Origin of the sequence: Klebsiella sp. CN_Kp104 (assembly GCF_040064515.1) — a bacterium.
Classification (GTDB): Bacteria; Pseudomonadota; Gammaproteobacteria; order Enterobacterales; family Enterobacteriaceae; genus Klebsiella; species Klebsiella aerogenes.
On the sequence record NZ_JBEAII010000007.1, the window covers coordinates 255297 to 266832 of the forward strand.

10 protein-coding genes and 1 tRNA gene are annotated in these 11536 nt (G+C 56.5%); 5 read left to right on the plus strand and 6 right to left on the minus strand.

The window, feature by feature from the left end:
• Positions 1 to 80: 80 nt before the first annotated feature.
• The 4 genes from ABLU80_RS11130 to ABLU80_RS11145 all read right to left on the minus strand — a co-directional run bounded on the left by ABLU80_RS11130 (position 81) and on the right by ABLU80_RS11145 (position 3660).
• On the minus strand, positions 81 to 1016 hold the full coding sequence (locus tag ABLU80_RS11130) for a sugar kinase (protein WP_047058840.1): 936 nt from the start codon (positions 1014 to 1016) through the stop codon (positions 81 to 83).
• Between the two features lie 3 nt (positions 1017 to 1019).
• Positions 1020 to 1769, minus strand: coding sequence for a hypothetical protein (locus ABLU80_RS11135; protein WP_020077714.1), 750 nt, complete (start codon positions 1767 to 1769; stop codon positions 1020 to 1022).
• A gap of 109 nt (positions 1770 to 1878) precedes the next feature.
• Positions 1879 to 2895, minus strand: coding sequence for a LacI family DNA-binding transcriptional regulator (locus tag ABLU80_RS11140; protein ID WP_015369221.1), 1017 nt, complete (start codon positions 2893 to 2895; stop codon positions 1879 to 1881).
• 102 nt (positions 2896 to 2997) lie between these two features.
• On the minus strand, positions 2998 to 3660 hold the full coding sequence (locus ABLU80_RS11145) for an OmpA family lipoprotein (RefSeq protein WP_015369222.1): 663 nt from the start codon (positions 3658 to 3660) through the stop codon (positions 2998 to 3000).
• A gap of 168 nt (positions 3661 to 3828) precedes the next feature.
• Between ABLU80_RS11145 and ABLU80_RS11150 the strand changes: the two genes are divergently transcribed.
• Complete coding sequence (locus tag ABLU80_RS11150) at positions 3829 to 6159, plus strand: molybdopterin guanine dinucleotide-containing S/N-oxide reductase (RefSeq protein ID WP_348849974.1); 2331 nt, start codon at positions 3829 to 3831, stop codon at positions 6157 to 6159.
• Here the strand turns inward: ABLU80_RS11150 and ABLU80_RS11155 are convergent.
• The gene (locus tag ABLU80_RS11155; protein ID WP_015369224.1) at positions 6128 to 6568 is read right to left on the minus strand and encodes an N-acetyltransferase; all 441 of its coding nucleotides are present in this window, start codon (positions 6566 to 6568) and stop codon (positions 6128 to 6130) included. The two genes, ABLU80_RS11150 and ABLU80_RS11155, sit on opposite strands and share 32 nt — an antisense overlap.
• Entirely contained in the window at positions 6565 to 7128 is a 564-nt protein-coding gene (tag, locus tag ABLU80_RS11160) for a DNA-3-methyladenine glycosylase I (RefSeq protein WP_348849975.1), read from the minus strand. The genes ABLU80_RS11155 and tag overlap by 4 nt, the downstream gene beginning before the upstream one ends.
• Positions 7129 to 7386: 258 nt before the next feature.
• Between tag and ABLU80_RS11165 the strand changes: the two genes are divergently transcribed.
• The 4 genes from ABLU80_RS11165 to ABLU80_RS11180 all read left to right on the plus strand — a co-directional run bounded on the left by ABLU80_RS11165 (position 7387) and on the right by ABLU80_RS11180 (position 11499).
• Complete coding sequence (locus ABLU80_RS11165; RefSeq protein WP_161801957.1) at positions 7387 to 7971, plus strand: autotransporter outer membrane beta-barrel domain-containing protein; 585 nt, start codon at positions 7387 to 7389, stop codon at positions 7969 to 7971.
• A gap of 240 nt (positions 7972 to 8211) precedes the next feature.
• Positions 8212 to 9417: an MFS transporter gene (locus ABLU80_RS11170; protein WP_015369227.1), complete on the plus strand. Its 1206-nt coding sequence runs from the start codon at positions 8212 to 8214 to the stop codon at positions 9415 to 9417.
• Between the two features lie 222 nt (positions 9418 to 9639).
• Positions 9640 to 11331 (plus strand): kdo(2)-lipid A phosphoethanolamine 7''-transferase, encoded by a 1692-nt coding sequence (eptB, locus tag ABLU80_RS11175; RefSeq protein WP_047038023.1) that lies wholly within the window; start codon positions 9640 to 9642, stop codon positions 11329 to 11331.
• Between the two features lie 91 nt (positions 11332 to 11422).
• A tRNA-Pro gene (locus ABLU80_RS11180) sits at positions 11423 to 11499 on the plus strand.
• Positions 11500 to 11536 lie beyond the last annotated feature (37 nt).

Genomic DNA, 11536 nt, shown 5'->3' on the forward strand with positions numbered 1-11536 from the left:
GGTAACATACGCCCGCCGGGACGGGCGCTGCTGTGCCGCGCTGCATGTAGGGTACAGGACGGCTGTTTTAGGTGAAAAGATTATTCGCCCAGCGCTTCGCGGGTGGGCAGCCCTTCGCTATCGCCCTGTACCTGAATGGCCAGCGAGCCAATTTTGTTACCGCGGTTCACGGCTTGCGTCAGCGTTTTGCCTTCCAGCAGCGCGCTGATTACGCCAACGGCAAAGCCATCACCCGCGCCGACGGTGTCTACCACGTTGTCGACTTTAATAGCTGCGATGGCGCCCTGTTCGCCGTTGGCGGTCTTGAACCATGCGCCGTCGCAGCCGGTTTTAATCACTACCGCCTTAACGCCGCGCGACAGATAGAAATCAGCGATACCTTCCGGCGTCTGCTGGCCGGTGAGAATGACGCCCTCTTTTAAGCCTGGCAAAACCCAATCAGCCTGGAAGGCGAGGCGGTTCAGTTTCTCCACCATCTCGGCTTCGCTTTTCCACAGTACCGGGCGCAGGTTTGGATCAAATGAGAGGGTTTTCCCTTCGGCTTTCATCACCCTGGCCGCATGTTCCAGCAATGCATACGAGCTGTCGGACAGCGCGGCGGCGACGCCGCTTAAGTGCAAATGGCGGGCGCTGGTGAAGTAATCAGCGCGGAAATCTTCTGTCGACAGATGGCTGGCAGCCGATCCTTTACGGAAATATTCCACGATGGGATCGGTTCCATTCTCGACTTTAGATTTCATCTGGAAGCCGGTCGCGTAGCGCTCGTCAATGGCCACGCCGCGCGCGTCGATGCCTTCTTTGGCCAGCGAATTCAGCACGAAGCGGCCAAAGCTATCGTTGCCGACGCGGCTCACCCAGCCCACCTTCAGCCCCAGGCGCGCCAGGCCGGTCGCCACGTTCAGTTCAGCGCCGGCGACGCGTTTGATAAAGCGTTCAACCTCCGCCAGTTCGCCGGTTTCGGTGGCGACAAACATCGCCATGGCTTCGCCAATGGTAATGACATCTAAGTTTTCCATGGCTTAATCCTCGCGTAACAGATCAACGTAATGGCGGGTGACGGCGGTCAGGTCGTCGCCGACCAGCGGGAATTCAATACCGCGCGGCGCGTCGGCGGGCAGGTTATCGAGCAGCGCCAGCCAGCGAGCGTCCGCCTGGTCCGGTGGGACGGCGCGATACTTCTCATGATGAGGCTCCGCCGCCTTCACATGAATATAGCTGACAGCGGGGGCGAGATGGCGCGCGGCTTCTTCCGGCGAATCGCCGACCCACAGCCAGTTCCCCATGTCGAAAGTCAGCGTCACCGGCATCTGATGGACCCGGCAGGCGGCTTTGAAGCGCTGCATCGGCGCCAGTTGGCCGCAATCGGTCTGGTCATTTTCCACCACCAGCGCCATGCCGCTGGCGCTCAGAATGTCGCGCAGCGTCTCCAGCTGTTGGTTATGGATGAAATGACCGAGGGAGAGCTTCAGCCACAGGGCGTTGAGGGTTTGCGCTTCTTCAAGTAACGACGGGAGATGGGGATTGAGCTCGCCGTTGTCGGTGAACAGCGCTTGTGGCGCGGAGTAGCAGGCCAGCAGCCCCTGTTTTTCAATGTCGGCCGCCAGCGTCGGCAACTGCTTCAGTTCCGCCGCGCTGAACAGCTCGCGGCGAATTTCCACGCCATCGGCGCCGGAACCGGCGATAAAGGGTAATACGGCGGACTGCCCGCCAAGCGCTTTAACGTGGTCGTTGCCATAAGCGGCGGTGACGACAATGATTTTTCTGGCCATTGAACAAACTCCTGGCGTGGTGGGGCTTAACTCCCTATTACGCTAGATGGTACCGGTTCCAAAGGAAAGGCCAGGATGTTTAATTTATGATCGTCATCACGATGAATCGTTAACGAGACGTTGATCCCCGGACAATAAGCTCGCCGGAGAAGACCCGCTCGCAGATGGGGTCGCTGCCGCCTTCGATACGCCTGACGACCTGTTCGACCGAAGCATAGCCAATCTGCCAGGTTGGCTGTTTGAGGGTGGTAATACCGACGCCCGCCAGCTCCGCCCATTCCAGCTCATCGAAGCCCAGCAGGCCGATATCGCTGCCCCAGATGAGGTCAACGCGCTTCAGTGAACGGGCGACCTGTAACGTCAGGGCGCCATTGGCGGAAATCACCGCTTTGCGCATTCCGCGGTGGCGGGCGTGGAACTGGCGCAGGACGTTATCCATCATGGCGCCGTCGTTGAGCGGCACCTCGGCGTTTTCCGCCACCACGCCAGCATAGCGCTGTAGGGTCGCGCGAAAGGCGTCCAGGCGCTCGCGGCGGGTGTTTACGGAGCCGATTGGCTCGCTTAAAAACAACAGCGCTTCAAAACCCTTTTCCACCAGATGTTCGGTGGCGGTGGTGGCGGCCTGAGTGTTATCCAGCCCCACGACATCACAGGCGAAATCGGGGATTTTACGGTCGATAAGCACCATCGGTAGCGAGGATTGCTGCAGGCGGTTGAGGCCTTCTTCGCGCATGCCGACTGCATTAACCACAATCCCTTCAACCTGATAGCTACGCAGCAGGTCAAGGTAATGCAGCTCCTGATCGACCTCGTTGTTGGTATTACACACCAGCAGGGTGAAGCCTTTTTCGCGGCAGGCGGCTTCAATCCCGCTTAACACGTTCACGGAGTAAGGGTTGGTGATATCGGCGATGATCAGGCCAATCAGGCGGGTACGGCCATGTTTGAGGCCACGGGCCATCAGGCTGGGACGGTAGTTGAGCTCGGCAATCGCTTTTTCAATCCGCGCCAGCAGATCGTCGGAAAGCAGATGCTTTTCGCCGTTGAGATAGCGTGAAATGCTGGTTTTACCGGTCTTCGCGGCTTTCGCCACGTCGCTGATGGTTGCTCGCGCCGCTTTCGCCATGATGGCTTCCTTTGCTGAAAATCTGCCAACACCTTAGCGCGAAAAATAGCGATATCAAGCATTTTGCCCGGCAGGGAGGCTGCCGGGCCGGAAACGAGAAGATTACTGCAGCGGGCTGAGGGTAATTTCCACGCGACGGTTCTGCGCTTTGCCTTCCGCCGTGCTGTTGCTGGCGATCGGGTTCGCCGGGCCCATGCCGGTAGTGCGAATACGGTTGGCCGCTACGCCCTGAGTGATGAGCGCGCTGGCGACGCTGTCGGCACGCTGTTGCGACAGACGCATGTTCAGATCGTTGCTGCCGGTGCTGTCGGTGTAGCCGACGACGTTAACGGCGGTTTTCTCGTACTCTTTCAGTACCATCGCGACGCCGGTCAGGGTGTTGGCCCCTGCAGGTTTCAGGTTGGCGCTGCTGCTGTCAAAGGTGACGTTATTCGGCATGTTAAGCACGATGTTGTCGCCATTTCGCGTCACGCTGACGCCGGTTCCCTGCATTTTTTCGCGCAGTTTCGCTTCTTGCACGTCCATGTAGTAACCGATGCCGCCGCCGAGCGCCGCGCCTGCCGCTGCGCCAATCAGCGCGCCTTTGCCGCGGTCATGTTTGGAAGAGGAGAGCGCGCCGACGCCTGCGCCTACTAAGGAGCCGATACCCGCGCCGATGCCGGATTTTCCCGCTTCGCGTTCGCCGGTATAAGGGTTGGTAGTACAACCAGAAATAGCCAGTGTGCCGCTAACGATAGCAGCAATCATGAGTACGCGTTTTTTCATCTTATTTCCTTAATCCTTTTTATTCTTTGCCACCGCAAGCGTGACGGTTGATTATGACGTCCGAATACGGAGAAAATTCCCCGTAGGGTATCTCTTTTTGTAAGTAACATTGAACGGTTGACTAACAAACCGTCACAACACCTGCATTCGCTGACCCAGGAGCCTGCTTTGCCAACTTCATCTGCAACTAAAACCATCTTAACCGCGGCCCACTGGGGGCCAATGCTGGTGAAGACGGATGGTGAAAATGTGATTTCGTCCCGCGGCGCGCTGGACACCCCCTTCGCCAACTCGCTGCAAACAGCGGTGCGCGAACAGGTGCACAGTAAAACTCGCGTTCGCTATCCGATGGTGCGAAAAGGCTATCTCGCTTCGCCGCAACAGCCGCAGGGCGTACGCGGCCAGGATGAATTCGTGCGGGTAAGCTGGGAGCAGGCACTTGATCTGATTGATGCCCAGCATCGACGGATCCGCGAAAGCTACGGCCCGCAGTCGATTTTCGCCGGTTCCTATGGCTGGCGTTCTAACGGCGTGTTGCATAAGGCGGCAACCCTGCTGCAGCGCTATATGAGTCTTGCCGGGGGCTATACCGGACACCTCGGCGATTATTCAACCGGCGCGGCGCAGGCGATCATGCCTTATGTGGTTGGCGGTAATGAAGTTTATCAACAGCAAACCAGCTGGCCGCTTATCCTGGAGCACAGCGAGGTGGTGGTGTTGTGGAGCGCTAATCCGCTGAATACGCTGAAAATCGCCTGGAACGCCTCGGATGAACAGGGGATCCCCTGGTTTGATCGCCTGCGCCAGAGCGGCAAGCGGCTGATCTGTATCGATCCTATGCGATCGGAAAGCGTTGATTTCTTTGGCGAATCAATGGAGTGGATCGCGCCGCATATGGGCACTGACGTTGCGTTGATGCTGGGAATCGCCCATACCCTGGTCGAGCATGGCTGGCAGGACGATGAATTCCTCGCCCGCTGTACCAGCGGTTATGACATTTTCGCCCGCTATTTGAGTGGTGAAAGCGATGGCGTCGCCAAAACCGCCGAATGGGCGGCGGCAATCTGCGGCGTAGCGGCGGAAAAAATCCGCGAACTGGCGAAACTTTTCCACGAAAACACCACCATGCTGATGTCCGGCTGGGGCATGCAGCGCCAGCAGTTTGGCGAGCAAAAACACTGGATGCTGGTGACGCTGGCGGCGATGCTGGGGCAGATTGGCACGCCCGGCGGCGGTTTTGGTCTTTCTTACCACTTTGCCAACGGCGGCAACCCCACGCGCCGCGCCGCGGTGCTGGCCTCCATGCAGGGCAGCGTAGCGGGCGGCGTAGACGCGGTGGAAAAAATCCCGGTTGCCCGCATCGTTGAGGCCCTGGAAAACCCCGGCGCAAGCTATCAGCACAACGGGATGACGCGGCGCTTTCCCGACATCCGCTTTATCTGGTGGGCGGGCGGCGCCAACTTTACCCATCATCAGGATACCAACCGCCTGATTCAGGCCTGGCAGAAGCCGGAGCTGATTGTGATTTCCGAATGCTTCTGGACCGCCGCCGCGCGCCATGCTGATATCGTCTTACCGGCGACCACTTCGTTTGAGCGTAACGATCTGACCATGACCGGCGACTACAGCAATCAGCATCTGGTGCCGATGAAGCGGGTGGTCGCGCCGCGCGATGAAGCGCGCGACGATTTCGATGTTTTTGCCGATCTGAGCGAACGCTGGGAGGCGGGCGGCCGCGAACGCTTCACCGAAGGAAAAAACGATTTGCAATGGCTGGAGACCTTCTACCAGATTGCCGCCCAGCGTGGGGCGCAGCAGCAAGTGACGCTGCCGCCGTTTGCCGAATTCTGGCAAGCGAACCAGCTAATTGAAATGCCGGAAAATCCGGATAACGCCCGTTTCTCCCGCTTCGCGGCATTTCGCGCAGACCCGCAGGCTAATCCGTTAAAAACCGCCAGCGGAAAAATTGAAATTCACTCGCCGACCATTGCCGGGTTTGGCTATGCCGATTGTCCGCCGCACCCGATGTGGCTCGAACCTGACGAGTGGCACGGCAACGCCGAGGTGGGTCAGCTGCAGATACTTTCCGCCCATCCGGCGCACCGCCTGCATAGCCAGTTGAACCAGACTTCGCTGCGTGAACGCTATGCCGTCGCCGGGCGCGAACCGCTGACTATCCATCCGCTGGACGCCCAGGCGCGCAATATCGCCGACGGCGATCTGGTGCGGGTGTGGAATTCGCGTGGTCAGGTACTGGCCGGCGCAGTGGTCACGGAAGGTATTCGTCCGGGGGTGATTTGCCTGCATGAAGGCGCGTGGCCGGATATCGACCCCGATGCCGGCATATGCAAAAACGGCGCGGTGAACGTGCTGACGAAAGATATTCCGACCTCGCGTCTGGGCAACGGTTGCGCCGGGAATACGGCGCTGGCATGGCTGGAAAAATATGATGGGCCCGCGCTGGCGCTCAGCGCATTTGATCCGCCGGCCAATGCATAATCCAGGTTGGGTGCTGGGTGTCGTCCTGCCATGCGCAGTCTTCTATGCGGAAGCCCTGCGCGTGGTAGAAATTTACCGCCCGCACGTTTTTCTGATAGACCTCCAGGCTTAACCAGTCGTAGTGCTGCTTGACCTCATCAAGCAGCGCGCGGCCGATACCGTGGCGGATCGCTTGCGGGGCGACGAAAAGCGCCCCGACGAAGCGCGAATCCATCACGCTGATAAACCCTTTCAGTGCGTCATTCTCCTGCCACACCCAGGTGGCGGCGGCGGGAAGATAGACATCGCGCACAACTTCCAGGCTTTCCCGCCAGTAGCTTTCAGCAATGAACGGATGCGCGTAAATCGTGCTTTCCAGCCATAACTCGAGTAGCGGGCCGGTCTCCGTGGCATCCCATTTTTGGATCATGCTGGTCTCCCGGGGTAGCAACAGCAAGCGGTCACGTGATCGTTGACTAACCCGCAGGCCTGCATAAATGAATAACAGATAGTGGAGCCGACGAATTTAAAGCCGCGCTTTTTCAACGCTTTAGATAGCGCATCGGAGACTGGTGTGGTGGTGGGGATTTCGGCGAGCGTCGCCGCATGGGTAATTTGCGGCTGATTATCGACAAACGACCAGACGAAATCGCTGAATGCTTCACCGTTGGCTTCCATGGCGAGAAACGCCCGCGCATTGCCGATGATAGCCTGGATCTTTCCCCGATGGCGGATAATGCCCGCATCCTGTAGCAGGCGCTCGACGTCTGCTTCATCCATGGCCGCTACGCGAACCGGGTCAAACTGGTGAAAGGCCTGACGATAGTTTTCACGTTTTTTCAGAACCGTGATCCACGAGAGCCCCGCCTGCTGGCCTTCCAGGCAGATCATTTCAAACAGCTTTTGCGGCGTTCTCTCGGCGACTCCCCATTCGTTATCGTGATACTGGATATAAAGAGGATCCTGGCTTACCCATCCGCAACGTTGCATGTTTCTCTCCCTTTCGTCAGAAAACTTTTTCATCCGCCTTGACGGCTGAAAGATAAAGATAATAGTTAATACAGGGAAACCACTTCCCATCAACTCCTTATACTTCAAGTTGCGTAGAAGTGGGCGGCAGCTCGAATTATTTTGAGTATAAAAACACAGCAACATTGCCGATTCGGCTCTTTTGGAGTCGCATTAATGATAATAAAGAAATGCAATGGCCTCCGGGGTGGGTTGATCCCGGCGTGCATCACTATCTGGGTGTCGTGTGTTTCAGGCGCTAATGCCTGGCAACAGGAATATATCGCTAACGATACAAAAAGTAATACGTCCGAACGCTATACATGGGATAGCGATCACCAACCGCGTTATGAAGATATTCTCGCCGAGCGAATGAGAGCGTCAGAAGCCCCAGCAGGGCTGGCGTTGAATCAGGCCCTGGCGCCGCCTGATTTGAGTCACGGTATGAGCGTCGGATGGAACTATTCACTGGCCAGCGGCGTGACCTCCGGGCCGGTCGCCAGCTTGCGTAGCGATCTCAATCCGCCGCCAGCGACGCGTCGCGCGGGCGAAAGTATTTACGTCAACACGCTCGGCTGGCGTATGGACTATCAGCAGCTGTGGGGCGTGCATCCATGGGCGCAGGTGAGCTATAACCAGTCTATCTCTATCGACAACAATGCGTCGATTAGCCGTGGCAAAGACGGTAGCTGGGGCGACGTTACGCTAGGCGCCGATATGCCGCTGGGTTCGCATCTGGCGGCATGGGCCACGCTTTCGCAGGCAGATAATGTGCCATCGGGTGAAAATACGCTGTATCTGATGGGGGTCAGCGCCAATTTCTAAATGATTTTGTTACGCATTTGAAACGCAGTCGTTATTGTTAAATCTCAGTAACGGCGCGTTTCTGTGAGATAGCGCACACTAACTTGTTGGTGAAAATTTAGGGAATGAATGTTTTGCAATGCCATTCATTCCGCCATAAATGCATTTCATTCCTCGTTGATGGCAGTTCATGCCGTTTTCCCCCACCGGATTTGGGGATTTGGGTATTGTGGCGGCAGTTAATCCTTCAGGACATCTGCTATGAACGCTGCAAACACTCAATATACCCGTTGGCTCACGCTGATTGGCACGATCATTACGCAATTCGCACTGGGATCGGTTTATACATGGAGTTTGTTTAATAGTTCTCTGGCCAACAAACTGGACGAGCCAGTAAGCCAGGTGGCATTTTCCTTCGGCCTGTTAAGTCTCGGGCTGGCATTATCCTCTTCCGTTGCCGGTAAATTGCAGGAACGCTTTGGCGTGAAACGCGTCACCATGGCCTCCGGTATCCTGCTTGGCGCCGGCTTTTTCCTCACTGCCCATGCCAACAGCCTGATGATGCTGTGGCTGAGCGCTGGCCTGCTGGTCGGTCTGGCGGACGGCGCGGGCTATTTACTGACGTTATCTAACTGCGTGAAGTGGTTCCCGGAGCGTAAAGGTCTGATTTCCGCCTTCTCGATTGGCGCTTATGGCCTTGGCAGCCTCGGTTTTAAATTTATCGATAGTCACCTGTTGGCGACGGTCGGGCTGGAAAAAACCTTTGTTATCTGGGGCGCTATCGTGCTGGTGATGATTGTCTTTGGCGCGATGCTGATGAAAGATGCGCCTAATCATCCCGCGACGACCACCGCGAACGGCGTTGTCGAAAATGATTTCACCCTCGCTGAATCCATGCGTAAACCACAGTACTGGATGCTGGCGGTGATGTTCCTGACGGCCTGCATGAGCGGCCTGTATGTGATTGGCGTCGCCAAAGATATCGCGCAGGGCATGGTACATCTCGACGTGGCGACGGCGGCGAATGCGGTTACCGTGATTTCTATCGCCAACCTGAGCGGCCGTCTGGTTCTGGGCATCCTGTCTGATAAGATCTCCCGTATCCGCGTGATTACTATCGGTCAGGTGGTCTCTCTGGTCGGTATGGCGGCCCTGCTGTTCGCCCCGCTGAATGCAATGACCTTCTTTGCGGCGATTGCCTGCGTGGCCTTTAACTTCGGCGGCACCATTACCGTCTTCCCGTCGCTGGTGAGCGAATTCTTTGGCCTCAATAATCTGGCGAAAAACTATGGCGTGATTTACCTCGGCTTCGGTATTGGTAGTATCTGCGGTTCGCTGATTGCCTCCGTGTTCGGCGGCTTCTATGTCACCTTCTGCGTCATCTTCGCTCTGCTGATTTTGTCGCTGGCGCTCTCCACCACTATTCGCCAGCCGAAAAGCGAAATTTATCATCAAGCACACGCCTGATAGCGTCGCCCTCCCTAAGCTAATAATGCCTTACCAGCCAGATATTTTGTAAATATCTGGCTGAATCACATTCTCTCCGGATACTTTTGCCATTTGCTGTGGTCTACTTAGCGCGCTTTGTAGAGGTTTCCGATAACCAACCCAGACGCACTTAATTAATCTTCCTGTTTATATCGTTTTAAACAGGGCGGTTTCATCTCTTCGTTTCCCAGGTTTGCTTGCATGAAATACATTAAAACGATGTCGCAGCAGAAGCTAAGTTTTTGGCTTGCGCTGTACATCGGCTGGTTTATGAACGCCGCGGTGTTTTTCCGCCGCTTCGATGGCTACGCTCAAGAGTTTACCGTCTGGAAAGGGTTGTCCGGGTTGGTGGAACTGGTAGCGACGGTTCTGGTTACTTTCTTCCTTCTGCGCCTGCTGTCGTTATTCGGCCGCCGGGTATGGCGCATATTAGCGACGCTGGTGGTGCTGTTTTCCGCGGCGGCAAGCTATTACATGACCTTCCTCAACGTGGTCATTGGCTACGGTATTATCGCTTCGGTGATGACCACCGATATTGACCTGTCGAAAGAGGTCATTGGCTGGCATCTGATCCTGTGGCTGGCCGCGGTTAGCGCTTTACCGCTACTGCTTATCTGGAGCAACCGCTGCCGTAAGACGCTGCTACAGCAGGTGAAAACGCCGGGTCAGCGGGCGAAAAATATCCTGATAGTCGTGCTGGCCGGGCTGATGGTCTGGGGGCCGATTCGCCTGCTGGAAGTGCGCCAGAAGAACGTCGAGCGCAATTCAGAAGTCGATATGCCGAGCTACGGCGGCGTGATTGCCAACTCTTACCTGCCTTCTAACTGGCTGTCGGCGCTCGGGCTGTACGCCTGGGCGCAGGTGGATGAGTCGTCCGATAATAAGTCGCTGATTAACCCCGCGAAAAAATTCACCTACGTAGCGCCGCAGGATCTTGATGATACTTATGTGGTGTTTATTATCGGCGAGACCACCCGCTGGGATCATATGGGTATTCTCGGCTATAACCGTAATACCACGCCGAAGCTGGCGCAGGAGAAGAATCTTGTCGCCTTCCGCGGCACCTCTTGCGATACCGCCACCAAGCTGTCGTTGCGTTGTATGTTCGTGCGCGAGGGCGGGGCGGATGATAATCCGCAGCGGACGCTGAAAGAGCAGAATGTGTTTGCTGTTCTACACCAGTTAGGCTTTGCCGGCGACCTGTACGCGATGCAGAGCGAGATGTGGTTCTACAGCAATACGATGGCCAACAATATCGCCTATCGCGAGCAGATCGGCGCCGAGCCGCACAACCGCGGCAAGAACGTGGATGATATGCTGCTGGTCGATGAAATGAAACGCGGCATGGAGCAAAACCCGAGCGGCAAGCGTCTGATTATTCTCCATACCAAGGGGTCGCATTTTAACTATACCCAGCGATATCCACGCAGCTTTGCGCAGTGGAAACCAGAATGTGTAGGGGTGGACAGCAAATGTTCGAAGGCCGAGTTGATTAACTCCTACGATAACAGCGTCACTTATGTGGATCACTTTATCGTCAGCGTGCTGGACCAACTGCGGGATAAAAAGGCTATCGTGTTCTACGCCGCCGATCACGGCGAGTCGATTAATGAACACGAACATCTGCACGGCACGCCGCGTATGATGGCGCCGCCGGAGCAGTTCCGCGTGCCGATGATGGTCTGGATGTCGGATAAGTATCTGGCGAATCCGGATCACGCCGCCTCCTTTGCGCGCCTCAAGCAGCAGGCGGCAATGAAGGTTCCGCACCGTCACGTTGAGCTGTATGACACCATTATGGGTTGTCTTGGTTATACCTCGCCGGATGGTGGGATTAATGAGAACAACAACTGGTGTCGCGTGCCGGCAGCGGCGAAAGCGGCGAAGGAATAGCAGCAGTGGCGAGATTCTCGCCGCTTGATTGATTTTTTGCTAATAAGGCATTGACGGGGGGGCATCCCAGCAGTAAGATGCGCCCCGCATTCGGTGATTGGCGCAGCCTGGTAGCGCACTTCGTTCGGGACGAAGGGGTCGGAGGTTCGAATCCTCTATCACCGACCAAATTTGAAAAGCCTGCTCAATGAGCAGGCTTTTTTGC